Source organism: Paenarthrobacter sp. NPDC091711, assembly GCF_044756605.1.
Lineage (GTDB): Bacteria > Actinomycetota > Actinomycetes > Actinomycetales > Micrococcaceae > Arthrobacter.
Genome location: NZ_JBIVTF010000008.1, coordinates 151,178 through 176,223 on the forward strand (window position 1 = coordinate 151,178; position 25,046 = coordinate 176,223).

General features: G+C 63.9%; 22 protein-coding genes. 7 read left to right on the forward strand and 15 right to left on the reverse strand.

Going from position 1 to position 25,046, the window contains the following annotated elements; all coding sequences use genetic code 11:
- On the reverse strand, window positions 1–1,740 hold the full coding sequence (locus ACIQH5_RS14035; RefSeq protein ID WP_400404287.1) for a urocanate hydratase: 1,740 nt from the start codon (window positions 1,738–1,740) through the stop codon (window positions 1–3).
- A gap of 162 nt (window positions 1,741–1,902) precedes the next feature.
- Here ACIQH5_RS14035 and ACIQH5_RS14040 point away from each other — a divergent pair, with 162 nt between their 5' ends.
- On the forward strand, window positions 1,903–2,340 hold the full coding sequence (locus ACIQH5_RS14040) for an SRPBCC domain-containing protein (protein WP_400404289.1): 438 nt from the start codon (window positions 1,903–1,905) through the stop codon (window positions 2,338–2,340).
- A gap of 8 nt (window positions 2,341–2,348) precedes the next feature.
- Here the strand turns inward: ACIQH5_RS14040 and ACIQH5_RS14045 are convergent, their stop codons facing one another.
- Together ACIQH5_RS14045 and ACIQH5_RS14050 are read right to left on the reverse strand one after the other, a co-directional pair.
- Window positions 2,349–3,155, reverse strand: coding sequence for an IclR family transcriptional regulator (locus ACIQH5_RS14045; protein ID WP_105692650.1), 807 nt, complete (start codon window positions 3,153–3,155; stop codon window positions 2,349–2,351).
- A 167-nt stretch (window positions 3,156–3,322) separates the two neighbouring features.
- A complete protein-coding gene (locus tag ACIQH5_RS14050) occupies window positions 3,323–5,431 on the reverse strand; it encodes an ALF repeat-containing protein (RefSeq protein WP_400404293.1) in 2,109 nt (702 codons plus the stop codon).
- Window positions 5,432–5,687: 256 nt separating this feature from the next.
- Between ACIQH5_RS14050 and ACIQH5_RS14055 the strand changes: the two genes are divergently transcribed.
- Window positions 5,688–7,148 (forward strand): amino acid permease, encoded by a 1,461-nt coding sequence (locus ACIQH5_RS14055; RefSeq protein WP_400404295.1) that lies wholly within the window; start codon window positions 5,688–5,690, stop codon window positions 7,146–7,148.
- Here the strand turns inward: ACIQH5_RS14055 and ACIQH5_RS14060 are convergent.
- Together ACIQH5_RS14060 and ACIQH5_RS14065 are read right to left on the reverse strand one after the other, a co-directional pair.
- Window positions 7,145–8,458: an HNH endonuclease gene (locus ACIQH5_RS14060; protein WP_400404372.1), complete on the reverse strand. Its 1,314-nt coding sequence runs from the start codon at window positions 8,456–8,458 to the stop codon at window positions 7,145–7,147. The two genes, ACIQH5_RS14055 and ACIQH5_RS14060, sit on opposite strands and share 4 nt — an antisense overlap.
- Before the next feature lie 258 nt (window positions 8,459–8,716).
- On the reverse strand, window positions 8,717–9,580 hold the full coding sequence (locus tag ACIQH5_RS14065; RefSeq protein ID WP_400404298.1) for an SDR family oxidoreductase: 864 nt from the start codon (window positions 9,578–9,580) through the stop codon (window positions 8,717–8,719).
- A gap of 104 nt (window positions 9,581–9,684) precedes the next feature.
- On the opposite strand from ACIQH5_RS14065, the gene ACIQH5_RS14070 reads away from it, so the two are divergent.
- The gene (locus tag ACIQH5_RS14070) at window positions 9,685–10,062 is read left to right on the forward strand and encodes a helix-turn-helix domain-containing protein (protein ID WP_024819232.1); all 378 of its coding nucleotides are present in this window, start codon (window positions 9,685–9,687) and stop codon (window positions 10,060–10,062) included.
- A gap of 30 nt (window positions 10,063–10,092) precedes the next feature.
- On the opposite strand, the gene ACIQH5_RS14075 is transcribed toward ACIQH5_RS14070, so the two are convergent.
- Together ACIQH5_RS14075 and ACIQH5_RS14080 are read right to left on the reverse strand one after the other, a co-directional pair.
- The gene (locus ACIQH5_RS14075; protein ID WP_400404302.1) at window positions 10,093–10,842 is read right to left on the reverse strand and encodes a 3-hydroxybutyrate dehydrogenase; all 750 of its coding nucleotides are present in this window, start codon (window positions 10,840–10,842) and stop codon (window positions 10,093–10,095) included.
- 4 nt (window positions 10,843–10,846) lie between these two features.
- Window positions 10,847–12,235, reverse strand: coding sequence for an MFS transporter (locus ACIQH5_RS14080; RefSeq protein WP_400404305.1), 1,389 nt, complete (start codon window positions 12,233–12,235; stop codon window positions 10,847–10,849).
- A 137-nt stretch (window positions 12,236–12,372) separates the two neighbouring features.
- On the opposite strand from ACIQH5_RS14080, the gene ACIQH5_RS14085 reads away from it, so the two are divergent.
- Window positions 12,373–13,269 (forward strand): LysR family transcriptional regulator, encoded by an 897-nt coding sequence (locus ACIQH5_RS14085; protein WP_400404307.1) that lies wholly within the window; start codon window positions 12,373–12,375, stop codon window positions 13,267–13,269.
- A gap of 10 nt (window positions 13,270–13,279) precedes the next feature.
- On the opposite strand, the gene ACIQH5_RS14090 is transcribed toward ACIQH5_RS14085, so the two are convergent.
- The 6 genes from ACIQH5_RS14090 to ACIQH5_RS14115 form a co-directional block, all read right to left on the reverse strand.
- Window positions 13,280–14,149 carry an ABC transporter ATP-binding protein gene (locus tag ACIQH5_RS14090; RefSeq protein WP_400404310.1) on the reverse strand — a complete coding sequence of 290 codons (870 nt, stop codon included), beginning with the start codon at window positions 14,147–14,149 and terminating at the stop codon, window positions 13,280–13,282.
- Window positions 14,146–15,267 (reverse strand): FecCD family ABC transporter permease, encoded by a 1,122-nt coding sequence (locus tag ACIQH5_RS14095; protein ID WP_400404312.1) that lies wholly within the window; start codon window positions 15,265–15,267, stop codon window positions 14,146–14,148. The genes ACIQH5_RS14090 and ACIQH5_RS14095 overlap by 4 nt, the downstream gene beginning before the upstream one ends.
- Window positions 15,267–16,373 (reverse strand): iron chelate uptake ABC transporter family permease subunit, encoded by a 1,107-nt coding sequence (locus ACIQH5_RS14100; RefSeq protein ID WP_400404314.1) that lies wholly within the window; start codon window positions 16,371–16,373, stop codon window positions 15,267–15,269. Before ACIQH5_RS14100 ends, ACIQH5_RS14095 begins: the two co-directional genes overlap by 1 nt.
- Window positions 16,374–17,255, reverse strand: a complete 882-nt coding sequence (locus ACIQH5_RS14105; protein WP_400404316.1) for a siderophore-interacting protein — start codon at window positions 17,253–17,255, stop codon at window positions 16,374–16,376.
- Complete coding sequence (locus tag ACIQH5_RS14110; protein WP_400404318.1) at window positions 17,252–18,205, reverse strand: ABC transporter substrate-binding protein; 954 nt, start codon at window positions 18,203–18,205, stop codon at window positions 17,252–17,254. Before ACIQH5_RS14110 ends, ACIQH5_RS14105 begins: the two co-directional genes overlap by 4 nt.
- A 135-nt stretch (window positions 18,206–18,340) precedes the next feature.
- A complete protein-coding gene (locus tag ACIQH5_RS14115) occupies window positions 18,341–19,183 on the reverse strand; it encodes a helix-turn-helix domain-containing protein (RefSeq protein WP_400404320.1) in 843 nt (280 codons plus the stop codon).
- A 40-nt stretch (window positions 19,184–19,223) separates the two neighbouring features.
- On the opposite strand from ACIQH5_RS14115, the gene ACIQH5_RS14120 reads away from it, so the two are divergent.
- A complete protein-coding gene (locus tag ACIQH5_RS14120; RefSeq protein ID WP_400404322.1) occupies window positions 19,224–21,029 on the forward strand; it encodes an ABC transporter transmembrane domain-containing protein in 1,806 nt (601 codons plus the stop codon).
- 47 nt (window positions 21,030–21,076) lie between these two features.
- Entirely contained in the window at window positions 21,077–22,834 is a 1,758-nt protein-coding gene (locus ACIQH5_RS14125; protein WP_400404375.1) for an ABC transporter ATP-binding protein, read from the forward strand.
- Here the strand turns inward: ACIQH5_RS14125 and ACIQH5_RS14130 are convergent.
- On the reverse strand, window positions 22,817–23,683 hold the full coding sequence (locus tag ACIQH5_RS14130) for a spermidine synthase (RefSeq protein WP_400404325.1): 867 nt from the start codon (window positions 23,681–23,683) through the stop codon (window positions 22,817–22,819). The genes ACIQH5_RS14125 and ACIQH5_RS14130 overlap by 18 nt on opposite strands.
- A gap of 181 nt (window positions 23,684–23,864) precedes the next feature.
- Between ACIQH5_RS14130 and ACIQH5_RS14135 the strand changes: the two genes are divergently transcribed.
- Complete coding sequence (locus ACIQH5_RS14135; protein WP_400404328.1) at window positions 23,865–24,035, forward strand: hypothetical protein; 171 nt, start codon at window positions 23,865–23,867, stop codon at window positions 24,033–24,035.
- 33 nt (window positions 24,036–24,068) lie between these two features.
- Here ACIQH5_RS14135 and ACIQH5_RS14140 read toward each other — a convergent pair whose 3' ends face one another.
- Window positions 24,069–24,929, reverse strand: coding sequence for a sucrase ferredoxin (locus ACIQH5_RS14140; protein WP_400404377.1), 861 nt, complete (start codon window positions 24,927–24,929; stop codon window positions 24,069–24,071).
- Between the last annotated feature and the right edge of the window lie 117 nt (window positions 24,930–25,046).

The following is a 25,046-nucleotide window of genomic DNA, read 5'->3' on the forward strand; positions in this document are numbered from 1 at the left end:
TTACTTGCTCTCTGGGGATTCGTTCATGGGGATGCGGACGCCGCGTTCGTTGGCGACGTCGACGGCGCGGTCGTAGCCGGCGTCGACGTGGCGGATGACGCCCATTCCGGGGTCGTTGGTCAGGAGTCGTTCGAGCTTCTCCGCGGCCAGATCGGTGCCGTCGGCGACGGAGACCTGTCCGGCGTGCAGTGACCGGCCGATACCGACACCGCCGCCGTGGTGGATGGAGACCCAGGTGGCACCGGAGGAGGTGTTGAGCAGGGCGTTGAGCAATGGCCAGTCAGCAATCGCATCCGAACCATCCGCCATGGACTCGGTCTCCCGGTACGGGGAGGCCACCGAACCCGAATCCAGGTGGTCACGGCCGATCACGATCGGGGCCTTGACCTTGCCCTCCTTCACCAGCTGGTTGAACAACAACCCGGCCTTGGCGCGTTCGCCGTAGCCGAGCCAGCAAATACGTGCCGGCAGGCCCTCGAACTCCACCCGGTCCGCCGCGGCGTCGAGCCACTTGTGCAGGTGCTTGTTCTCCGGGAACAGTTCCTTGATGGCCTTGTCAGTCACGGCGATGTCTTCCGGATCACCGGACAGGGCCACCCAGCGGAACGGGCCCAGGCCCTCGCAGAACAGCGGACGGATGTAGGCCGGAACGAAGCCGGGGAACTCGAACGCGCGCTCGTAGCCGCCCTTGCGGGCCTCGTCACGGATCGAGTTGCCGTAGTCGAAGACCTCAGCGCCGGCGTCCTGGAACTCCACCATGGCCTGTACGTGGCGGGCCATGGAAGCCTGGGCCTTCTTGGTGAACCCTTCCGGGTCAGCCTCAGCCTCGGTATGCCATTCGGCCACCGTGATGCCTTCGGGCAGGTAGGACAAGGGATCGTGCGCAGAGGTCTGGTCGGTGACCACATCGAAGGTGACTTCCCCGGCCTTGTGGCGGCGGAGCAGCTCCGGGAACACCTCTGCAGCGTTGCCGACGTAGCCAACAGACCAGCCCCGGCGTTCCTCCTTGGCTTTCTGGACCTTCGCGATCGCGGTATCCAGGTCCGTTTCGACCTCGTCAAGGTAGCGCTTCCCGGCCCGGCGGCGCAGACGGGTCTCGTCCACGTCCACAATCAAACACGCACCATCGTTCAACGTGACGGCCAGCGGCTGCGCGCCGCCCATGCCACCGCAACCACCGGTCAGGGTCAGCGTTCCCGCCAACGGACCTTCATTTGAGCCCTCCGCTGCCGGTGCCGGGTGACGGCCCTCGGCAGCGAGCTTGTTCCCGACCGCGGCAAAAGTCTCGTACGTGCCCTGCAAGATGCCCTGGGTACCAATGTAGATCCAGGACCCGGCCGTCATCTGGCCGTACATCATCAAACCCTCAGCCTCGAGGCGGCGGAACTCAGGCCACGTTGCCCAGTCCCCCACCAGATTCGAGTTGGCCAGAAGCACCCGGGGCGCCCACTCGTGAGTGCGGAAGACACCCACCGGCTTGCCCGACTGAACCAAAAGGGTTTCGTCCTTCTCCATGGTTTCCAGAGTCCGGGTAATCGCATCAAAAGCAGCCCAGGAACGCACAGCACGGCCCGTGCCACCGTAAACCACCAGATCATCCGGACGCTCAGCAACCTCCGGATCCAGGTTATTCATCAACATGCGCAACGGCGCTTCGGTCTGCCACGACTTGGCAGTGAGCTCAGTACCCCGTGCGGCCTTAACCGGACGGGCACCAGAAGTGAAATCGGCGGGTGCCATGGTGACTCCTTCGTCTATGGGAAGTGTGTGGTGGAAAGATCTTCTGCTTCTACTAAAGCCCCTTTGTCGAGCGGCCGGAACGGCTTTTGAAAGGGTACTGTCCGGGATTACAGACATGCTCCGCCCCTCGCAATTACACGACAATGAGCGCATGCTGGACCCATGGCAACGTACCGGGTCACAACACTCGTCGCGGCGCCGCCCCAGCGCGTCTTCGCGGTGTGGACGGACCTGGACCGGTTCTCCGAATGGATCGGAGGAGTCACCCGCGTCACCGATCGCGTCGGTCCGCCCAACCAAGCCGGCAGCCGCTACACCGTGTGGTTCGGGCGCATGGCAAGCCCCACCGAAATCCTCGCCGCAGATCCGCCACGGCACATCCGCACCCGTTTCGGCAATGCGATCCTGAAGGGCGAGTCAGATGTGAGATTTACGGCCGAGGGCCACGGCACACGCATCGACCAAGAGTTCGTCACCCGCGGATTCATCGCCGGGATTTTCGGCAGGCTTTTCTCCCTGGGTTCCTACAAAGGCAGCTTCCGAGGCGAGCTGGAGACCTTCAGGAAACTCGTCGAGAAGGAAACCAGCGGGCAAGACTAAGCGCCACGTCAGGCCCCAGGCCGCCCGTGGATTCGCACCGACAGTTCGTCGGCCGCTTTGCGGATGCGGGCCGCCAGGACCGGCCATTGCTCTGCAGGCACTTTGTCCTCGAGGAACGTGACGGCGACTGCCGCCGTCGGCCATCCAACATGGTCCGTCACAGCGGCCGCGATAGAACAGAATCCCGGGGTGATTTCGCCGTTTTCCGTGGCGTAGCCACGGAGCCGTACTTGGTCCAAGTGCGACGACAACGCCGAATACTTCATGATGGGGAACTCCACCTCGTGCCGCGACGTGAAGGCGGCGGCATTCGGATAGAGCGCGCGGACCTGCGACTTTGGCAGGGCGGCCAGGATCGCCCGGCCCGTCGCCGTGAGGTGGCTGGGCAGACGGACCCCGACGTCGGTCACCAGGCTGGGGCGGTTCTTGGCGCGTTCCTCCACGATGTAGAGAACATCCCGGCCATGGAGCACCGCCAAGTGCGCGCTCTCACCGATCACGTCCACCAGGGAGGCGAGCATGGGACGTCCCAGCCGGGACAGGGGTTCCTGGCGCGAGTATGCCGAGCTGAGCTCGAACGCGCTGATGCCCAAGCCGTAGCGCTGCTCCTCGTGCAGATGCAGGACGAACCCGTTCGCCTCCATGACGCCAAGCAGGTGATACACACTGGATCGCGGCAGGCCGAGCGCAGTCGCAATGTTCGACGCCGCCATGGGGCCGCGGCGCGAAGCCAACAGTTTCAAGATACGCAGCGTGTTTTCCGCGGCCGGAACCTTGGACGTGGCTTTGCCTGGTGCGGTTGGCGTCGTTGTCATGGTTCCTCGCTGCTCGGCTGCTTACGGGATACCGGAGCTGTCCGGTATCCCGTACTCAAGCGTGCACCCTCGGAAGGGCAATCACCAGCGGGGAATCGTTGATCGGTGTCTGGGATGCCGGACCCACTCGTCGAGTTGGAACCGTCAGCCCTTGGGCGGAGCTTCTCTTACGCTGAAGCAGCGCCCTTACGCCGAAGCAGGAACGTGATGGCTCCCGCCGCAGCCAGGACCAGCGCCACGATCAGCCCGATAGTCCAGCCGCTCATGCCTGCAGACGAAGCCGCCAGCGGAGTTGCGGCCTCTTGCGACTGCGAATCAACGGAGGCGGAATCCTTGTCAGCTGACGCGGCCGGCGGCACCGAAATGCTGGGCGCGGCCGACGGAGTGGCGGCAGGTGTTGCGGCCGTCTCGGCCGGCGTACCTGTTTCAGCGAGCTCGACGGCGGGAGCGTAGTCACGCGGCCAAGGAACCACCACCGGGGCAACTCCCGTTCCGGAGTGCTGTGAAACATCGACCTGGCCGGCTCCAGCCTGGCCGGGCTGTCCACCAGCAGCGGCCGCGGCAGCTTCGGCCTGGCGTGCAGCTTCCTGTCGTGCCGCTTCCTGACGTGCGGCTTCGGCTTGGCGTGCGGCTTCGGCTTGGCGTGCGGCTTCGGCGGCTTCCGCGGCCTTGGCAGCGTCGGCCGCCTTACCGGCGTCGACCCCTGCCGTGTCTGCAAGCCCAACGAGCTCGGCGATCATGGCGTCGATGGAGGCAACGTGGGCAGCGGTTGCCTTGTCCCGATCGGCGGCCGCGGCCTGGCCTGCGGTCATGAAGGCCTCGAGGTCTGCACGGCTGCCGTCAAGAGCAACGCTCGCGGCCGCACGAACCTCCGGCGTCGAATCCAACGCGTAACTGGTCTGGATGCGGTTATCCAGGTTCCGGGCTTGATCAAAGCCGTATTCCAGGAAGTACCGCACGTCTGCGTGACTGACTGATTCAAGCGCTTTCTTGGCGGCCTTCTCCACATATTCGCCTCCGACTGCCAGAAGCTGATAAGAGCGTTGTCGATCCGCGGTGAATGCCGACGGCCTAATGGCGTCCAGCTCTATAGCTGCTGCGTGGCCTTCAATGATGAAAGCTTTTACGGAAGAATCTCCACCCGACAGCGCCGTTTCCGCGGCTTCCCGAACCTTGGGTGTCCCCACCAACGCGAGATGCAGCGTGGCCTGGCGGGCTTCGTTGATCAGCGCGTCAAGGTCGGCTCCGGGGGCATCCAGCTGGGTAAGGAGCTCCGGAATTTCACGGGCTGCCTTTGCAAAGGCGGCCTTCGCCGGCTCCCGCGATGCCATCTGAGTTTCGTCCTCGATCCGTCTCGGTGTGGCCTGCGATGAGAGGAGGTCCCTGTCTTTCGCGAGCCGCGATGAGTCTGCCGCCCTTGCCGCAGAGGCAGCGCTTCGGGCCTGTTCGACGGCGGTCTTCGCACGTTCCGCCACGGCTGCGGTTCCATTGGGGTTGGTTGCGATGTCCGTTTTGACCTGCTGAAGGAGTGCGGCAACACGCGCAGACTCAGCGTCCCGGGCGGCAGCAACGAACTGGCCGTAGCGAAGGAAATCAGCAACGATTTCCCTGTCGTCCGTCATTACCGCTGCCTTGGCCGCAGCGCGGACACCCACAAAAGGAGAATCAAAGAGCTGGAAGGCAGCCTGGCGGTCGTCTATCTCCGCGGCGTCCAGCCAGCCTTCAAGAACATACCGCTCCACAGCTTCACTGCCTTTGTCCAGGCTGTCGGATGCGCCCATCCGAATGGGGCCTGTGTAATTGAGGAACCTCGTGGCAGTGATCCGCAGATCCAGTTCCCAGGATTTGGCCCAGCCGTACGAAAGGAATTTATCAATCAGGACGGGGTCATTCGTGCCTAGTACCCTGACCGCGCTCTCCCTGACGTTTTGGCTTCCCCGGGTCGTCAGCTCGGTGACCAACTGCTTGCGGTCCGCGGCGAGCGTGACGTCCTGTCCGGCGTCGAGGAATGCCTGAAGCGCATCTGCGCCACCCACCAGCGCGGTCGCAGCGGCAGCGCGGGTTGCGGGGCCACCTGTCTTCCACAGCTCAACAACGCCGGCAGTATCAGTGGCCCGCTCCACGAACGGGACGGGAGCCTGAGCGGCGTGCGGCACCTCAAAGGTGGGAATGTCGTAAGCCTGGGCTGGAGCAGCAAAGAGCAGAGAAGCCCCAGCTACAACGGCAATCAGGGCAGCGGTAACACGGCGCCGGGTAGCGCGGAATGAAGAAAACAAGGGTCCCCCAAGTAACGGATGCGACGGCAGCACTGAGTTCAATGGGGGCGACGCGGATGCGAGGGATGCCTGACCGGTGACGAGCTGTCCGCGGTTATCATATCCGACTCCCGACTATGACTTTGACCACTGCGGAAATCGTCGCAACCGGACTGTCTGCGATCAAAGACACCAAACCGCCGTGAGTCCCATCACAAGGGCTTCAAAAGTGATCTGCTGGATAGCGATCCCCTCCCAAAGACGAGAAGGTTTTACTATGCAACAAACCAAGCTGGCTACGGAGAGCTCTGTCCTCCAAGCCGCGGGTACGGCGCTCAGCCGAGGCCTCAACGTCCGTCACATTCGCTTCATGGCGCTCGGATCCGCGATCGGCACCGGCCTTTTCTACGGCTCCGCCTCCGCCATCCAGAAAGCCGGCCCTGCCGTCCTGCTGGCCTACATCATCGGCGGCGCTGCCGTGTTCATGGTGATGCGTGCGCTCGGTGAAATGGCCGTCCGACACCCTGTGTCCGGGTCCTTCGGCCAGTACGCATCCAAGTACCTGGGACCGTTCGCGGGCTTCGTGACCGGATGGACTTATGTGTTCGAGATGGCGATCGTGGCCATCGCGGACGTCACGGCCTTCAGCATCTATATGGGCTTCTGGTTCCCACAGGTGGACCGGTGGATTTGGGTGCTTTCAATCATCCTGTTCCTGGGCGCCATGAACCTGCTCAGCGTGAAGGTGTTCGGGGAGCTTGAGTTCTGGTTCTCGCTCATCAAGGTGGTGGCGATCATCGCCATGATCGTGGGCGGTGCGGCGATCGTGGTGTTCGGTTTCCAAACGGGCGACGGCGGTGGCGTGGCACCGGGATTGGGGAACCTGGTGAATCATGGCGGCTTGTTCCCGAACGGCTTCGAGGGACTCCTGGCCGCGTTCGCCGTGGTCATGTTTGCCTTTGGCGGCATCGAGACGATCGGCATCACGGCAGGCGAGGCCACGAACCCCAAGAAGGTGATCCCGCAGGCTGTTAATACTGTGCCGGTCCGCGTGCTGCTCTTCTATGTATTGACGTTGGGCGTGCTGATGAGCATCTTCCCTTGGAACGAGATCGGCAGCAGCGGAAGTCCGTTTGTGCAGATCTTCGATGGCTTGGGGATCCCTGCCGCACCGCACATCCTCAACGCCGTGGTCATCACGGCCGCGCTTTCTGCGATCAACAGCGACATCTTCGGGGCGGGACGCATCCTCTTCGGGCTGGCCCAGCAGGGACACGCACCCAAGAGCTTCAGCAAGATCTCCCGCCACGGCGTTCCGTGGATGACCGTAGTGATGATGGGCGGCATCCTGCTGGTGGGCGTGGTGTTGAACGCGGTCATTCCGGAGGACGTGTTCGTGCTCATCGCATCCATCGCCACCTTTGCCACCGTGTGGGTTTGGGTGATGATCCTTGCTTCGCACGTTGCGATGAAGCGGGAGATCAAGCGCAAGGGTCTGCCGGCGTCGGAATTTGGTTCGCCGCTCTGGCCTTTTGCGTCCATTCTCACCATGGCGTTCATGGCCATGGTGATCGTAATTCTGGGTGTCTTCGAGGACACCCGCATTGCTTTGTACGTTGGTGGCACCTGGCTGGTGCTGCTGTTCGTGGCCTACAAGCTGTGGGTCCGCGGCGGCGGCCTGCGCCGCGCAGAACTGGTGGACGAGACGGCTGCCCTACCGGTGGTGAAGGCACGTTAGTTTGTGAGACGTGTGGGCTTGTGCCCCGGCAACGGTGGTGCTTTGGATTGGTAGCTATGCCCGGTGGGAGTGCGGACCTGAAGTGTGTGCACGTCACCGGGCATGCTAGCGACGGCCCAACCCGGATTTTCCTTGGTATGGTTGCAGGCTTCGCACAGCCCGGCCCCATTGTGGAGATGTGTGCTGCCTCCTGAATGCCAGGGAATGACATGGTCGATGTGCCGGATGGGCGCGTCGCAGTAGGGAGTACGGCATGTGTTGTCCCGGAGCTGGATGAAGCTCCGCAACCGTTGCGGGAAGAATCGTGCTTTTGAGTCCATAGTCAGGAGCTCGCCACTGCCGGGAGCGGTGTACAGGCGGCGGAGCAGCACTGCAAATTCGCTTCGTTCCGTGCGCTCGCGGCGTTCCGTGCCCTCGCGGCCCCGGTGGACCTGATCCTCCAACCCGGAGGGCTCGTCGACAAAAAGCGCCCTTGCCCATTCCGCGGGGACGATTCCGTAGCCCTCGAGCCGCGCGGGTTCGGGGTCCCCTTGAAACAGTGTGCGATCGGTCATGACGAGGTTGAGGTTGACACCTGCAACACCACCCGGCGTGCCGGTAACGCGTTCGGTCAGGGTGTCTGCCATGATTTGGCCGCGGGTCCGCTCATCCCCACTGGAGCGGACGGAATCAGCCGTCCGGGCGAGCGCGGCATAAACGGCCACCCCTTGGGCGACCGGGAGCAGTGCGGTGAGGTACGTCATGGTGTCCGGAGCAGGACGCAGACTGACCGTCCGTTCCGTGGCGGCATGGCTCGCTCGTTGCGCCACTGACCTCGGGTCACGGCGATACGCGGCGGCTCTGGCAGCGGAGATGATGGCCTTGTCTCCGGCCCCGTCGAATGTTCCGGTGTCAGGGGCCAGTTCCTCGTCCACCGCGGCCCGGTCTTCAACGGACAGGCAGGCTGTTTCCTTCACGAGCAACGTAGCCCGCCACTCGTTCAACTGGCCCGACTCCAGCGCTGCCAGGGTCCGCGGCATCTCCATGACCAGCGCCTTGGCGAGCCCCAAGAGTCTTGATCCCTTATGGGGCGACTCGCGTCGCGCCATCGCCACCTGCGCAGCAACGCCCATCCCTCGCTCAGCCGCAGGAACCCCGGCCTGGGCCTGCTCCGCCCGCTGCGCCAAGTCAAGTGCCACTGCAGCACGGGCATGCCGGGCGGAAATTGCTGACTTCAACTCCTCAAGATCGCGTATTTCATCGATAAGCCCCGAGCTATCGGAAGCGATCGCAAGCGACTTGAGTGCAAGGACGAGGCCCCGAATGCCCATGCCGACGGCAGGCACTTCAGGAGTAACCGCGGGAGTAGCCACGACACAGGCAGGAAGCGGTGACGAAGCCTCTGTTGCCCGCTGCGATCGCCGAATTCCGTCCATAAGGACACTCTTCCAGCGGCCGTCTCCGGACATCAGACCCAAAGTTGTCTATGTGGAAAACCCATAAAAGCCTGTGCGATAAGCCCGCCCAGTGACAGTTGGTTCCAATGCTCCGGCCGACCATTGGAACCTACTGCCAACCGGCGGGTGATTCTAGAGGGAGGCGGCGGCGGAACGCACGGCCTCGGACAGCGGAGTCGACGGGCGGCCGATCAGCTTCTGGAGGTCACCGCTAGTGACAAGCAGATCCCCGCGCGCAATTCCAAGATCAGAGTCGGCAAGGATTTCGGCGAAGGCGTCCGGCACGCCTGCGCCCACCAGGATCTGCTGGTATTCGTTGGCGGGAAGATCGTTGTAGGCAATCTCGCGGCCGGCGGCGGAGGAAATCTCAGAGGCCAGCTGGTCCAAGGTGAAGGCGTGGTCTCCGCCCAGTTCGTACACCTTGCCAGCCTGCTGATCCGCCACCAGGACAGCGGCCGCAGCCTGCGCGTAATCAGCACGCGTGGCGCCGCTGACCTTGCCGTCTCCCGCACTTCCTGCGATGGCACCCTGTGCCAGGGTTCCCTGCAGCTGCTCGGTGTAGTTCTCCAAGTACCAGCTGTTACGCAGCAGGACGAACGGAACACCGGACTCCTTGAGGAGCTCCTCCGTTGCCTGGTGCTCGGCGGCCAGCTTCATGCCCGTGGTGTCCGCGTTGGCAATGCTGGTGTAGGCCAGCAGTTCCACGCCCTCCGCCTTGGCGGCCTCAATGACCGTGCGGTGCTGCTCAACCCGCTGGCCCACTGCGCTGCTGGAGATCAGCAGAACCTTGGTGGCACCCTTCAGAGCCTCGGCAACGGATGCCGGGTTTTCGTAGTCCATCTCCTGAACCGTGACGCCGCGTTCGGCGAAGTCAGACAGCTTCTCCACCGAACGGCCGGTGGCCACAATGTCTGCCGCGGGGACGTTGCGCTCCAGAAGGGCCTCTACTACGTGGCGGCCAAGCTGTCCGGTTGCTCCAGCGATAACGATGCTCATGGGTGGTTCCTTTCAACGGAAGTTTGCTCTGTCATGGTGGATAACGAGCCGCACTTCCCGAAACTTCCCAAAAGTTAGTACGCACTTTGAGGTAAGGTACTGACATGAAAGTAAGTGACCTCCCGGCGCCGCTCCCCGCAACCATTGCCGACGGCGTGTTCCCGGCTGGTTGCCCCAGCCGGACGGTGCTGGACCACATCACCAGCAAATGGGGCGTGCTGATCCTGCTGTCACTCTCCGAAGGCGATCAGCGCTGGAGCGAATTGCGCCGCCGGGCCGAGGGCATCAGCGAGAAAATGCTCGCCCAAACCCTCAAGACACTGGAGCGGGACGGGCTGGTCCGCCGTGATGCACAGCCCGTCATCCCGCCCCGCGTGGATTACAGCCTCACCGAACGCGGCCGCGAGCTCAGCACGCTGCTCATTCCCTTGGTGACATGGGCCTTCGACAATGCCGACGCCATCATTGGCGGCCAGAACTAACCCGGCGGCCAGAACTAACCCAGCGGCGCCTTACCTGGCCGACCAACCGCCGTCCATGGTGTAGCTTGCGCCGGTGACCATACCGGCGTCGTCGGAGGCTATCCAGGCGGCCAACGACGCCACTTCCTCCACCTCCACAAGCCGTTTCACGGCGGACTCTGTGAGCATCACTTTGGCCAGGACTTCGGCTTCGGGGATGCCGTGAAGACGGGCCTGATCGGCGATCTGCTTCTCCACCAACGGCGTGCGGACGTAGCCAGGGTTAATGCAGTTGGACGTGACCCCGCGTTCGCCGCCCTCCAAGGCAGTGACCTTACTGAGCCCCTCGAGCCCGTGCTTGGCGGACACGTAAGCGCTCTTGTAGGCGGAGGCCCTGAGCCCATGGACCGAGGAGATGTTGATGATCCGGCCGAACCCGTTGGCATACATGTGCGGGAGTGCAGCCCTGATGAGGAGGAACGGGGCCTCCAGCATCAGGGCCAGTATCCGCCGGAACTCCGCGGGCTCGAACTCCTCAATGGGGGCAACTTTCTGGATGCCGGCGTTGTTGACCAGGATGTCGCAGTCCAGGCTGAGTGCGGCCAGCGCGTCGACGTCCAGCAGATCCACCGCCCAGGCCGTGCCGCCCAACTCATCGGCGAGGGCCGCAGCTCCGGAGGCATCGACGTCGGCCACTACTACTTTCGCCCCGCGGGCGGCGAGCGCCCGGGCGCAGGCGGCCCCGATTCCGCTCGCGCCGCCGGTCACCAGCGCTTTGCGCCCGTTCAAGGAGTTGTCCATGGAGCTAGCCTTTCGAAGTAGAAGGAGTGGCAAGTCCGTGCCTGATGGCGTCGGCTTCGTCCACCTCTTGGAGAGCGATGCCCTTGGTTTCCTTCAGCGAAACGACGGCGACGACGGTAATGGCGCAAGCGACCACAAGGTAGATCGCAGTGGGAACCCAGGATCCGGTGTCCTTGAGCCACTGGGTGGCCAGCAGCGGTGCGAGTGAGCCGGCGAAGATGGATGTGACCTGCGAGCCGAGGGAGACACCGGAGTAGCGCATGCGGGTGGGGAAGAGCTCGGACATGATGGCCGGCTGCCCTGCGTACATGAAGGCGTGGAGGCAGAGGCCGATGGTCACGGCGAGCACGATCACCACGGCGTTCTTGGTGTCGAACATGGGGAAGGCGAAGAACGGCCAGGTTGCGCCGGTGATGGCACCCACCAAGTACACGGGTTTGCGTCCCCACGAGTCCACCAGGCGTCCCACCTGTGGGATGACCAGGAAGTGGATGACGTGGGCGATCAGGAGTGCCAGCAGGAGCGAGGACGTGTCGTACTTATGGACGCTCTTGAGGTAGACGATCGCGAAGCTCACCACGAGGTAGTACATGATGTTCTCTGCGAAGCGCAGACCCATCGCTTGGAGGATGCCCTTGGGGTACTTGCGGATGACCTCGCCAACTCCGTAGCTGATGGCTTTGGACTCCTCCACCTGGGCCTTGGCTTCGAGGAAGATGGGGGCTTCGGTGACGTGGGTGCGGATGTAGTAGCCGACGAACACGATCACTGCGGAGAGCCAGAACGCAACTCGCCAGCCCCAGCCGAGGAACGCTTCGCTGCTGAGGGTGGTGGACATGACGAACAGAACCAGCGTGGCCAGGAGGTTACCCACCGGCACAGCTGCCTGCGGCCAGGATGACCAGAACCCACGGGACTTGTTGGGGCTGTGTTCAGCCACGAGGAGGACAGCGCCGCCCCATTCACCGCCGAGCGCGAAGCCCTGGATGAAGCGGAGGGCCACCAGCATGGCGGGTGCCCAGTAGCCGATGTCCATGAAGCCGGGGAGGCAGCCCATCAGGAAGGTGGAGACGCCCACGATCACGATGGTCAGCTGCAGCGTGGGTTTGCGGCCCAGCTTGTCGCCGATTTGGCCGAAGACGATTCCGCCCAGCGGCCGGGCAACGAAGCCAACGGCGTAGGTGATGAAGGCCTGGATGATGCCGTCCAATTCGTTGCCGGTGCTCGGGAAGAAGTACTTGCCGAAAACCAGGGTGGCGGCGGTGGCATAGAGGAAGAACTCGTACCACTCCACCACCGTGCCCACCATTGAGGCCGCTACGATCTTCTTCAGGCCGGAGCCTTTGCCGGCGTCTTTCCCGGCTCTTGATGCGGAGCGCTGCTCTACGCTCATATCCATCTCCTCAGTGTCCTCTTTGACCCATGTGAACGTGATGTGATGCACAACACGAAATGCTCCACTGAGTATTGCCGCAGATTCGCCGCGTCTCAATGACCAAAGCGGCACTGAGTATGTGCAAAATTGCAGATATGAAACCGAACCCGGACGACCTCCTCATCTTGCTCGCCGTGTCACGTTCAGGAAAATTTACGACGGCGGCACAAGCCTTGGGACTGAACCACACCACCGTTTCGCGCAGGATAGCGGCGCTGGAGAAGTCCTTGGGTGGCCGGGTCCTCGCGCGGGCGGCCGGTGGTTGGGAAGTGACGGAGTTGGGCGCCGAAGCCGTGCAGGTTGCAGAGCGGATCGAAGCTGCAGTGGGCGCATTGGGACCGAGCGACCGCGCACCAGACCCGATTACCGGCGTCGTACGCATGACCGCCACCGATGGTTTCAGCGCGTACATCGCGGCACCGGCCGTGGCGCGGCTGCGGCGCGAACACCCCGGCCTCAGCGTGGAGATCGTGACGGTGACTAGGCGGGCCTTGCAACAGCGCTCCGGTTTGGACATCGAAGTGGTGGTGGGGACGCCGCAAGTGCACCGGGCCGAAGCGATCCGCCTGGGCGAATATCGGCTGGGAATGTACGCCTCGCGGGCCTACCTGGCAGACCACGGCACCCCTTCAAGCATTGAAGAGCTCACGCAACACCAACTGGTCTACTTCGTGGATTCGATGCTGCAGGTGGACGACCTGGATGCTCCCCGCAGACTGGTCCCCACCATGCGCGATGGCCTCAGTTCAACCAACGTTTTCGTCCATGTCGAAGCCACCCGGGCCGGCGCTGGAGTGGGGTTCCTGCCGTGCTTTATGGCCGACCGGCACCCCGATTTGGTGCGACTCCTGCCAGCCGCCTTCGCGGAACTCCTCCCCTACTGGATGGTCCTCCGCCCGGACTCCATGCGCCGCCCCGCGGTAGCCGCCGTCGTGCAGGGCCTGCGGGAGGAAACGGAGCGGAGGCGGGAGGAGTTGCTGGGGGCCGCCTAACCCGGACGAGTCATGACCCCAGCGGGATCACCAGCGGCGTGTGGCTCACGGGGTCGTCGATCACGATGCACGGCAGGCCAAACACGCGCTCCACCAACTCGGCTGTGACCACATCGGCAGGCCGGCCCTCCGCAACCACCGCCCCGTCTTTCATGGCAATCAGGTGCGTGGCGTAGCGGCAGGCATGGTTGAGATCGTGGAGCACGGCCACCAGGGTGTTGCCTTCGCGATTGAGCCTCCGGAACAGTTCCAGGAGCTCGATCTGGTGCGCGATATCCAGGAACGTGGTGGGCTCATCCAGGAGCAATAAAGGGGTTTGTTGGGCCAGCACCATGGCCACCCACACGCGTTGCCGCTGCCCACCGGAGAGTTCGTCCACCAAACGGCCGGACAACCCGTCAACATTCGTGGCTTCCAACGCCTTAACTACGGCGGCCTCGTCGGCCTCGGACCATTGACGCAACAGCTTCTGGTGCGGATAGCGCCCCCGGGCCACGAGGTCCGCCACGGTAATTCCGTCCGGGGCGATGGACGTTTGCGGCAGCAGGCCAAGTGTCCGGGCAACTTCCTTGGCCCCGTAGGACGAGATGCTCTTGCCGTCCAAAAGCACAGACCCCGAGGTGGGCTCCAGCAGCCGGGACAGCGCCCGCAACAGTGTCGACTTACCGCAGGCATTCGGGCCCACGATCACCGTGAACTCACCATCCGGAATGCGCACATCGAGGGCCTGGGACACAGTGCGTCCGGCGTAGCCAAGGCTCACATTCTCGGCGCGGAGCCGCGCGGATCCCAGCACCGAGCCGGAACCCAGCACCGAGCCAACAGAAGCAGGAACATCCACCACATCAGTCAAAGCAATCTCCTTCAATTCTTCACTCATTGCCGCTTCACCTCACGGGCGAGGAGCCACACGAGATAACAGCCGCCGATGCTCACTGTCACTACGCCCACGGGCAGTTGGATGGGGGCGAAAAGGTTCTGCGCCACGATGTCGCTGGCCACCAGCAGGAACGCCCCCATGGCAGCGGACGGAACCATTCCCACCGACGCGGAGCGGGTCAGGCGGCGCGCCAATTGAGGGGCGGCCAAGGAAACGAACGCAATGGGACCCGCCGCGGCGGTGACCATCGCGGTCAAAGCCACGCCCACCACTGCGAGGACCAGCCGCGAGCCTTCCAGCCGAACGCCCAAGGCCCGGGCGGCGTCGTCGCCCATTTCCAAAAGGCCCAACCGTCGGCCGTAAAAGGCCAGCACCACCAGCAGCACCACAAAGATGATCACCACCGGCAGCACCTGCTCCCAGCCGATCTTGTTCAAGGATCCAGCACCCCAGACGGCTGCAGACATGGCCTGCTCCAAGGACGCCTTAAGGATCATGAAGGTGTTCACCGACGCCAGCATGGCGCTCACGGCGATGCCGGCGATGATGAGCCGGAAACCCTGGATGCCCTTCTTGTAGGCAAACAGGTAAACCAGCGCGGCAGTCACCAGCCCACCCACCAGCGCACCGGCAGACACAGCAAAGTAGCCTCCACCCATGAGCAGGATGACCACCAGCGCACCCGTGTAAGCACCAGTGTTGAAGCCGATCACGTCCGGGCTTCCCAGCGCGTTGCGGGTCAGCGATTGGAAGATTGCCCCGCTGACCCCCATGGCCGCCCCCAATAACAGGGCCAGGAGGACGCGGGGCAATCTCCACTCCACCACCACCATGTGCACGGCGCCGCTGGAGTTTCCCAGCAGCGCAGACACAACGTCCGGTACCGCAACGCTGAACTCGCCCAGGCCAAGGGCGACGACGGCGAGCGCCAGGGCGGCGGTGACGAGGACGGCGGTGACAACCAGGGTGCGGACGTCGAGGCGAAGGGAGACGCGTCCGCCAAAGCGGCGGACGGCGAGGGTTCGCCGGCCGAAGTCGATGGGCGGGGCATAGTTGATGGGCGGGGCCTGCCTGATAGGCGGGGCGGGTTTTTGGGATATCGCGGGATCGGTGCGCATCACAGGGTGCTCACTTTCCGGCGTCGAATGAGCCAGATGAGGACGGGCGCGCCAACGAATGCGGTGATGATTCCTACCTGCATTTCGCCGGGGCGGAGAACAATGCGCCCCACGATGTCGGACACCAGAAGCAGTACTGGCGAGAGCACCAGGGTGTAGGCCAGAATCCAGCGCTGGTCCGGGCCAACAATCCATCGGGCTACGTGCGGGACCATGAGGCCCACGAATCCGATGGGCCCAGCGGCTGCGGTCGCGGCACCGCAGAGCAGGGTCACTGACACGATGGTCCAGATGCGGGTGCGAACGATGTTGGCGCCGAGGGACTTGGCGGTGTCGTCGCCCATGGCCACGGCGTTCAGGGGCCTAGCCATGGCCAAAGCGATGACCGTTCCAATAAGGATGAACGGTGCCACGGTGGTGAAAATCTCCCACGTGCGGTTGCTGAGTGTTCCGGCGCTCCAACTGCGCATGCTGTCGAAAACAGCTGGGCGCAGGAGCGTGATTCCGGACGAAATACCTCCGAGGACTGCTCCGAGGGCAACCCCTGCCAGGGTGAGGCGGAGCGGGGTGGCCCCGCCCCTCCCCCGTGACCCGATGAAGTACACGGCGACGGTGGCCACCACGGCACCGGCGAAGGAGAACCAGATGTACTCCTGGATGCTGGTGACTCCGAAGATCGCAACGCCGAGGACCACGAAGAACCCGGCACCTGCGTTGACGCCCAGGATGCCAGGGTCCGCCAACGGGTTGCGTGTCAACGCTTGGATCAGCGCCCCGGACAGACCCAGGGCAACGCCTACCACCACGCCGGTGACGGTTCGGGGCAGGCGGAGATCGTGGATGATCACGTGTTCCGGCGAGGCATCGTACGCCGTGATGGCGGGCCAGAGAGCAGCCAGGTCAATGTCCTTTGAGCCCACTACCAGGCTCAACCAGAGAACCATGGCCAAAGCGCCAATTGCTGCGAGCAATCCCAGTAGGCGGTACCGGTTCACTGAGGCGAGGCCCGCAGGGCGCGCGCCAGCAGGTGAAGCCGGCGCCGCGTCCTGCGCTTCAGCCGCTGAGGCTTCGGCTATGGAACGCGGCGCCATGGTTCCCGATGCCATTTAGAGGCCCAGCAATTCGAACTTGGCGTCCTGCAGGTCCACGATTTCCTCGCGATCGCGCTTCTCGTTGGACCAGAGATCGTCGAACCAGCGGCGGGTTTCGGCGTCGAGATTTTCCCAGCGCTCTTCCCAAGCCTCGCTCTTGTCCGTCCAGTAGCCGATCAGCTTGTAGGACTCGGGCGTGAGCTTCTTCTCATGCCGGAGGTACTTGCGGATTCCGCGCAGCACCTTGGTTTCGCCGGCCACCCAGATGTAGCCCACCCCGCCGGGGAACTCCATGGAGCGCAGGACCTCATCCAGTCGGGACTGGCTGTGGCCGTTCCCGCCGTAAATCCAGGCGACTTCGGTTCCGGCGCCGAGGGTCAGTTCCTGTTGGTGCGATGGATCCTCAACCTCGATCAGGACACGGGTGCGAACACCGGGTGGCGTTTGCTCCACGAGGCGCGCCACTGCGGGGAGGCCGGTGGCGTCGGCCAGCAGGATCTGCCACTGCAGCCCGGCCGGCGGTTCATACAGTCCAGTGGGCGAGTTGAGCCCGACGACGTCACCCACCTGGGCGCGCTGCGCCCAGGAAGCTGCCAGTCCGCCGTCGTGAACTACGAAGTCAATGTCCACGGTCCCGGCCGCGGCGTCCACACCGCGGACCGTGTACGTCCGCATGGCGGACGGCTCGACGCCTTCGGACCAGTCCCAGGAGTCGCCGGTGGAGATGGGGAGGCGTGCTTCATGCGTGCCCGGATCGGGCAGGAAGACGCGGAGGTATTCGTCGCCAACACCCGTGGTGTCGAAGCCGGTCAAGCCGGGTCCGCCGAAGGTAATCCGGACCATTCCGGGGGTGAGCAGGCGGGTGGAAATGACCTCGGCCCGGTAGATGCTCATCATGACAGGAGCGCCTTTTCGAACTTCTCCAGGAGGGCGTACTGGCCGCTGGGCGAGCCGTAGATCATTTCGAGGTCATAGGTGTGGATCTGCTTGTTGGCCACGAAGGGCAGCGAGGTCCACAGCTTGTTGTTGGCCAGCGGAGCGAAGGCGTCCGGGTTGGCGCCGTCCTTCTCGGGGACCTCGGTGGTGATGATGGCGTCGATGCCGTTGAGCTGTTCGAGCTGCTCGGCGCTGAGTTTAACGCCTTCACCGTCGGCCAGCGGGGAAACCTTCAAGCCGAGGTCCTTGATGACCAGGCACGGCGTTCCGTAGCAGCTAACCGATACTTGGTCCTCGTAGTAGTCCACGGGGCCGATCACCAGGTTGCTCTTGCCTGCCTCGGCCAGACGCTTCTTCACGTCATCAACCTTGGCCTGGTACTTGTCCATCCAGGCCTGGTACTGCTCGGTCTTGCCAAAAGCCTCGGCTACCGTCTTGAACTTGGTACGCCAATCGCTGCCGTCGAAGCCGTTGAACGTGTAGGTGGGGGCGATGTCGGAGAGCTTGCCATCAAGCTCCTTCTCGTAGCCCAGGCCGTTCAGGATGACGTCCGGCTGTGCTTTGAGGATGGCCTCGAAGTTGAATTCCGGGTAGTTGGTGAACGGCGTGATGCCCTTGAGGGCGTCTTGGTCGAAGAAGTACGGGAAGCCCGAGTAGCCGCTGTCACGGATGGGCTGCTGGCTGGCGAGCGGAATGCCGAGCGTGATCAGCATGTCCAGGTCCGTGGTGTACATGCCCAGGGCTTTCTTCGGTTCCGCGGGGATGTTCACCTCTTTGACCTCGCTGGTTACCGTGCGGGTCTCCGATTTGGCGCTTGCACTGGCATCGGTGGTGGCGCAGCCGCTCAAAAGCAGAGCTGCGGATGCCAAGGCCGCAACGGCGGCAGACATGGTTTTAGTGCGTGAAATCACTGCGGTCCTCTTGATTCTCAGGGGAGACGGAGAGCTCCCGTTGGTAGTCGCGGCCCGATGTTGGGCTCATTCAGCGGCTACCGAAGTTAGGTATACCTACCCTAACAACGCTGAGGGATTGAAAACCGATGGATTCTATTCGGAACCGGCCAAAGAGTGATGGTTTCCGGCCTTAAGCGAGGATACGTACCACCCCGGAGTGTGCCCCATGACCTTTCGGAACACTTGGACGAAGGCACTGGGATTGTTGTAGCCCACCCTCCTGCTGACCGAGGAAACCGGGTATCCGGCGGCCAGCAACCCCAAGGCAACGCGTACCCTGGCATGGATGCGCCACTGGGCAAACGTCATGCCCGTTTCCTTGTGGAACAGGCGGGATAAGTTGCGGACACTAATGGACACTTCAACGCTCCATTCCTCCAACGAACGGTCCAAGGCCGGATCGTCCAGGAGGGCGCGGGCGATGAGTTCCAGCCGCGGATCCGTGGGCATTGGCAACAGCATCGGCCGGGCATCCACAACATCGAGCAGCCCCAACACCACCTGCTCAGAACCCTTCCTCAGGGAATCATCCATGTCGAAAGTGCTCATATGGCGCAACAGTTCCTGCGCAGCAGTGGGCACAGTAACTGCCACGGTGCGGCTCGCCAACTGCGGCGCCACCTGCGCATCAATGTGGGAGCAATAGAACCCCGTACCCTGCGTTGACTTCACGGCGTGAACCACGCCCGCAGGAATCCAGAGCCCCAACGTTGCCGGGACGGCAAAGAAACCACCATCGGCCTCCACCGTCAGCACACCCCGCGCACCCCACAGCAGCTCATGGGTTTCGTGGACGTGTTCAGTCCAGGCAGCTGGCGTGGCGCACTCGAAATATCCGGTGTACACGCCGTAGACCTGCGGCGACGTCTCCTCCTCGGGGAGGGCATCCGGAGGGAGGGCTGCCTGTCCGGATTGCGATACAGCTTGGCGGGTCATCTGGCCTTCTCGAAGTTAGGTGAGCCTTACTATGGTAAGCATGCCCTCCAGTTCTTCCCTTCCGTCCTGCCCACCGGGGCGTAACACGTCAACTCCCTGGACGGCTTCCCGTCTCTTCACCTTCACCCTTTTGGCCAACGGCCGCTGGAAGTTGTTACTGGTGGGCTGCGCGGGCTTCATTTTGCATCAGGTCAGCGAGGCGCTGGTCCCGGCCACCATCGGCGCTGCCGTTGACAAAGCGATTTCACCGCACGACGCCGGCGCCCTCCTCTGGTGGCTTGGCGCCCTGGCTGTGGTCTTCGTGGTGCTCGCCCTTTCCTGGCGCATCGGCACCCTCGCCACCAACCGTTCCTTCCTGTACGGTTCGCACGATCTCCGGCAGTTGGCAGTGGAGCGCACTCTTCACCCGCATGGCATGGCGGCCCGGCGTGCACCCGGCGAAATCGTTGCGATCGCCTCCTCCGACGCTGACAGGGTGGCCGGCTTGTCCTGGCTCATCGGTGGTGGCCTTGCAGCCGCAGCCGGCGTCGTCACCTCAGCCGTGACTCTGCTGTTGATTTCGGTCCCTCTGGGCATTGCAGTCCTGGTGGCCACGCCCGTCATGCTGGTGGTGATGCAGCGCCTCACCAAACCGTTGGAGGACCGCAGCGATGTTGAACAGTCCTCGGCGGCCCGCGCCGGCGCGCTGGCCACGGACTTCGTCACAGGATCACGTCCCCTCAAGGGCCTCGGTGCCGAGGAGGCAGCCGTGACCCGCTATACGGCCGCGAGCCGGACGTCCCTTCTGGCCGGCCTGCGGGCGGTCCGCTCCAGATCCGCCTACAACGGCGCGAGCACCGCCCTTTCCGCGGCGTTCCTGGCAGGTATTGCCTTCTTCGCAGCCTGGTTCGCCGTTCAAGGCAGCATTACGGTAGGGCAACTGGTGGCAGTTGTTGGCGTGGCCCAATTCGTCCAAGGGCCCATGGCCGCCCTTGGCTTCCTCAGCGTGGAACTCGCACGCAAACGCGCCTCGGCCGTACGCATAGCGGTGTTGCTTGCGGAACCGGACGCGGTCCCGGCACCGGAGCCGGAAGAACGCACGACGACGACGGCCGGCTCGGCTTCCAGCGTCGCCGCATCTCGTGAACCCGCCCCACTGCCTGAGCCAGCCCCACTGCGTGAACCAGCCCCACTGCTCGAGCTCCGCCCGGGATCCGGCGACGCTGCATTCCCGCCCTTCACGGCCGCTGCCGGGGAAATCGTGGGCGTGGTTCTTCCCGACGGAACACAAGCGAGGCTCTTGGTGGACACGCTCGGCTTCCGCACACCCGCACCCCGCGGTCTGGTGTCCATCGACGGCCAGGATGCTGCAGACCTGGATCCTGTCCATGTCCGTTCGAGGGTGTTCGCCGACAGTCACGACGGCGTGCTGTTCCGCGGCAGTGTCCGCGACAACGTGGCAGTAGCCGATGCCCCGCTGGACGAGCGTGCCATGGCTGCGGCCGCCGTCGGGGACTTTGTCTCGCAACTGCCGGAAGGCACCGAAACTGTACTCACTGGAGGCGGCCAAAGCCTGTCAGGCGGCCAACGGCAGCGGCTGGTGCTGGGCCGTTCACTGCACCAAAAACAACCGGTACTGGTCCTGCACGACCCCACTACCGCCGTCGACACCGCAACCGAAGCCGTGATCGCTGATGGCTTGCGGAACTTCCCTGACAAAGCCCTGGTACTGGTGACTACCAGTCCCACACTGCTGGCTGTCTGCCATCGAGTGGTGATGGGTGGGGGCGGCGCAGCATCTGAAAGCGGCACCCACCGTGAACTCCTGGCCACATCTACCGGCTACCGCGAGGTGGTGGGCTCTTGAGCACCGAAATCCTCCCTATTGCCACGCCCCGCGAGACCCGGAGGGCCATGTGGCGCCTCCTGGCTCAGCGCCCTGGCAGGCTCGCCTTTACGGTGTTCGTCCTTCTGGCGGCGGCCTGCTGCGGGCTGGCCGCGCCGGCCATCCTGGGCATCATGGTCAACATCGCAGCCAGCGGCGGCGACGTCATGTCCCTGCTGTGGCTGGCCATCGCCTTGCTGGTTGCCGGTGGACTCGGTGCCCTGCTGGGCATCCTCGGACAGAACCTGCTGGCCAGGATCTGCGAGGAAGCCTTGGCCGGGCTGCGCGAGGAAGTCTTCGCCGCGGCCGTCCGGAAGCCGCTGAATCAACTGGAAAAGGCGGGCATCGGCGATGTGGTGGCCCGCGTGTCCGGTGATGTGGAAGCGGTCAGCGAGGCCATTTCCGGCGTGCTGCCTGCGTTCACCAGCGCGGCCTTCACCATTGCCGTGACGTTGCTGGGCCTGGGTGTCATCGACTGGCGCTTCGCCGTGGCTGTCCTGATCGCCGCACCCTTGCAGGTGTTCACCCTTCGCTGGTTCCTCAAACGAACCGCACCCATCTACCGGACGGTACGGATCACCGAAGCCAACCGGACCGAACAGATCATTGAGACCGTTCACGGCTCACCTTCCGTGCTGGCCCTGGGCCTCGGCTCCCGTCACGCTGACTTGGTGGCGGCCGCCTCCCGGGAGAACATCGGACATGCGCTCAAGGGTGTCAATTACCTGACCCGCTTCTACAACCGCCTGAACCTGGCCGAACTCATCGGCCTGTCCGCGGTGCTGGTGGTGGGGTTCTGGCTTCACGCCGAGGGAACCGTGACCATCGGCGCGGCTACCGCTGCCGCGTTGTACTTCTACCGGCTGTTCGATCCCATCGGCTTGGTCTTGGGACAGTTCGATGAACTGCAGAAGGCCGCAGCAGGATTGGGCCGCATGTTCGGGCTGACCATGTCCGCGAAGCCGGAGACTGTCGCGGCGTCCGCCCCGGCAGGCACTACCGGGGCCGGAATTTTTCGGGGAACCGACGCTGGAATCGACGCTGGAATCGACGCTGGAATCGTCCTGGAGCATGTCACCTTCGCCTACCCCGGCCAGCGCCCCGCACTGAACGCCGTCTCCCTGACCGTCAAGCCGGGTGAGCGCGTAGCAATCGTGGGTACCTCCGGCGCCGGTAAGACCACCCTGGCCAAGGTCATCATGGGCTTGGAACACCCCCACAGCGGCACGGCCTGGGTGGGTGGACTGGACTCTGCCGCTGCCGCCCCGGCTGAGCTGCATGAACGGATTTCGATGGTCAGCCAGGAGGTACATGTCTTCTCCGGAACGCTCGCCGAGGACCTCCAGCTCGCCAAGCCCGGTGCTTCCGCGGAGGAACTTTCGTGCGTCCTGAAGGCGGTTGGGGCTACGTGGGTTGTAGCGCTCGACGACGGACTGGAGACTTCCGTAGGGGCCGGCGGCCACCAACTCACACCGGAGCAGGCCCAACAACTTGCCTTGGCACGGCTCATGCTCAAGAACCCGCCCATTGCAGTCCTCGACGAAGCCACCGCAGAGGCGGGAACCGGTTCTGCCACCATGCTGGATCAAGCGGCGGAAGCTGCGTTGACGGGAAGGACCTCAGTAGTGATCGCGCACCGGCTGTCCCAGGCGGCTTCAGCGGACACGGTGGTGGTCATGGAGCAGGGGCGGATTGTGGAATCGGGTTCGCATCAGGAACTGCTGGCAGCAGAGGGCCGCTACGCCCACTTGTGGGAAGCCTGGAACAGCTCACTCAGCCGAAGCTGACGGGCCCTCCCCCAGCGTCTCCGTCGGAGGGTCGTGCCGCACCGGGATTCCTTGGGCGAAGGCGCGTACTTTGGCGTCATCCCAGATGTGCGCAGGGACGCCTCCGCCCAGGAGCCTGCGGGCGAGGGTGGGGTCGTCACCGAACGGTGCGTGGCTGCCGGCCATGATCATGTTGCCGTACCGCCGGCCCTTGAGCATCGCGGGATCGGCAATGATCATGGTGTGCTCGAACGTGTCCGCGATGGTGGCGGCGTCGGCCCGAGCATTCTTGAGATCCGGCGCGTCCCCGGAGTTGACCACGTACAGCCCATCGGGGGCGAGGACCGAGTCCGCATGGGCCGTGAACTCGCGCGTGGTCAAAGCACGGGGCGTGTAGGCTCCGGCGAAAACATCCCGAATGATGAGGTCCCGGCTGTCCGGAGTGAGGGACTCCGTCACCTGCCGGGCTTCGCCCACGCGGATCCGTAACAGGGGCGCTTTGGGGAGATCGAACCAGCCACGGACGTAGTCGGCCAGCTTGCCATCAAGCTCCACCACCACCTGACGCGCCTCGGGGTAAGCGGCGTGGAAGTACCGTGCCATGGAGCAGGCTCCCCCGCCCAGGTGCAGGGCACGCAGTTTAGGCTTCTGTTCCCGGGGCCACCGGGATTCCACCAGTGCCGCGATCCAGCGCATGTATTCAAAGTCGAGGAACAGCGGATCGGCGAGGTCTATGTGTGAGCTCATGACGCCGTTGATCTTGAGCAGCCAGCCGTTGGAGTTGTCCTGGTCCTGGAGCAACTCGCAGTCGCCTGTATCGATGTAGTAGACGCCGGCCACCGGTCCGTCAATGCGGGTGCCGGCAGGCACCTCGACCACTCCCGGCGTCGATCTCTGGGACCTTGCCTTGCTGGATTTACGGGGTTTCGCCACTACTTCCGCCCTGCCTGAGTCATGCTTCAACCCTAGTGGAGCACGGCCTGACCTCGACTCACACTGCAAAGATAAGGCTACTTACCGTTTAGTCGTCAAGAGCCATATGATTTCTTACATGGAACTGGGAGCATCCGTATGGATGGAGGTGTTGACGGTGGCAGTCGCCTGGCTGACGGTGGTCTGCCTTCTCCTGGTACGCGTGCCCAAACCGCCGAGCCTGCTGGACTCGTCGCTGGACGGTTCGCCCCTGGATCTGGATCGACCCGAGGACTCGGAATTGCGCTGACGCTTTGTAACCCGTGTCCGCCGCCCGTTGGTTTCAGGCACTTCGGATGGACGTCGGTTGGTAGACCATCACCGAGCCCGCGGACGGCGCCAGGCACGTGAGCTGATACGCAGGTGAGCGGCGGGCCTGCAATTCCACCTCGATATGCGCCGGATGGGGCGGCCTGCCGGTGACGTGGATGCGCCACCGCTCGCCCTCGCCCAGGTTTTCCCCGATCTGATGCTGGGTTTCAGTGACCTGATAGTCGTGGCGGCCAGCAGGGCCAAAACGTCCGAGCACAGCGGCGATGGCGGCTTGTTGAGGTGGGGAGAGATCCGTGTATCCCCGCAAATACCCCGCGTCAATGCGCCCGGCAAGATGGCTCTTAATCGTGGCGACGGATGACTCGACGTCGAGACCTCCGTAATACACCCCGTCCGGAGCCACCACTGCGTTGGCTGCGAACCTGTCCCCGCCAACATGGGAACACTCCCACACCAGCTCCGGCCAAAGCTCACTGAGCGCACGGCCCACGGGCCGGCCACGCACTGCGCAACAGGGGTCGTGCCGGCCATGCGCGCAGATCAGGATGACCGGCGGAAGACCAGGGTTTCCAGGGGACGCCAGTGCTGGAACAATCCCCGCAAGGTCCGCGTCCTGCTCCCACGATCCCCACAGCTGCTGATAGTCCCCGGAGCTGTGATATCGCAGTACGGCCCATCGCTTAGGGCCATGCCGTGGGCGTGGACCCGGTTTCCGCACCAAGAGAACCCGTGCACCCGCCATCCGCGCTGCAGAAGATACGAGGGCTTTGGTACCGGCTTCAAGATCAAGGCCCTCAAAACCGTTGGGAGGCCACCCGCCCCGGTGCTCTATGAGTACCCAAACGAGGCCGGGCGATGCCGTGCCTGCCATCGAGTCGCCGCGCACGCGCGCGCTGTTGGCACAGAAGAAGCCTTGTGTTGCGGCCACCGGGGAGGTCACTGTTTTGTCAATCACTCCTCGGCTCCGTCAATCACTGCTGGGTCTGCC

Excerpts from the sequence above, each read along its gene's own strand:
- ACIQH5_RS14035 (WP_400404287.1), bottom strand. The coding sequence starts at position 1,740 with ATGGCACCCGCCGATTTCACTTCTGGTGCCCGTCCGGTTAAGGCCGCA.
- ACIQH5_RS14135 (WP_400404328.1), top strand. The coding sequence starts at position 23,865 with ATGGAACTGGGAGCATCCGTATGGATGGAGGTGTTGACGGTGGCAGTC.
- ACIQH5_RS14075 (WP_400404302.1), bottom strand. The coding sequence starts at position 10,842 with ATGGACAACTCCTTGAACGGGCGCAAAGCGCTGGTGACCGGCGGCGCG.
- ACIQH5_RS14085 (WP_400404307.1), top strand. The coding sequence starts at position 12,373 with ATGAAACCGAACCCGGACGACCTCCTCATCTTGCTCGCCGTGTCACGT.
- ACIQH5_RS14105 (WP_400404316.1), bottom strand. The coding sequence starts at position 17,255 with ATGATGAGCATCTACCGGGCCGAGGTCATTTCCACCCGCCTGCTCACC.
- ACIQH5_RS14080 (WP_400404305.1), bottom strand. The coding sequence starts at position 12,235 with ATGAGCGTAGAGCAGCGCTCCGCATCAAGAGCCGGGAAAGACGCCGGC.
- ACIQH5_RS14060 (WP_400404372.1), bottom strand. The coding sequence starts at position 8,458 with ATGGGCATTCGGGGCCTCGTCCTTGCACTCAAGTCGCTTGCGATCGCT.
- ACIQH5_RS14045 (WP_105692650.1), bottom strand. The coding sequence starts at position 3,155 with ATGACAACGACGCCAACCGCACCAGGCAAAGCCACGTCCAAGGTTCCG.
- ACIQH5_RS14070 (WP_024819232.1), top strand. The coding sequence starts at position 9,685 with ATGAAAGTAAGTGACCTCCCGGCGCCGCTCCCCGCAACCATTGCCGAC.
- ACIQH5_RS14140 (WP_400404377.1), bottom strand. The coding sequence starts at position 24,929 with ATGGCAGGCACGGCATCGCCCGGCCTCGTTTGGGTACTCATAGAGCAC.
- ACIQH5_RS14090 (WP_400404310.1), bottom strand. The coding sequence starts at position 14,149 with ATGAGTGAAGAATTGAAGGAGATTGCTTTGACTGATGTGGTGGATGTT.
- ACIQH5_RS14115 (WP_400404320.1), bottom strand. The coding sequence starts at position 19,183 with ATGACCCGCCAAGCTGTATCGCAATCCGGACAGGCAGCCCTCCCTCCG.
- ACIQH5_RS14100 (WP_400404314.1), bottom strand. The coding sequence starts at position 16,373 with ATGGCATCGGGAACCATGGCGCCGCGTTCCATAGCCGAAGCCTCAGCG.
- ACIQH5_RS14125 (WP_400404375.1), top strand. The coding sequence starts at position 21,077 with ATGTGGCGCCTCCTGGCTCAGCGCCCTGGCAGGCTCGCCTTTACGGTG.
- ACIQH5_RS14120 (WP_400404322.1), top strand. The coding sequence starts at position 19,224 with ATGCCCTCCAGTTCTTCCCTTCCGTCCTGCCCACCGGGGCGTAACACG.
- ACIQH5_RS14095 (WP_400404312.1), bottom strand. The coding sequence starts at position 15,267 with ATGCGCACCGATCCCGCGATATCCCAAAAACCCGCCCCGCCTATCAGG.
- ACIQH5_RS14065 (WP_400404298.1), bottom strand. The coding sequence starts at position 9,580 with ATGAGCATCGTTATCGCTGGAGCAACCGGACAGCTTGGCCGCCACGTA.
- ACIQH5_RS14055 (WP_400404295.1), top strand. The coding sequence starts at position 5,688 with ATGCAACAAACCAAGCTGGCTACGGAGAGCTCTGTCCTCCAAGCCGCG.
- ACIQH5_RS14040 (WP_400404289.1), top strand. The coding sequence starts at position 1,903 with ATGGCAACGTACCGGGTCACAACACTCGTCGCGGCGCCGCCCCAGCGC.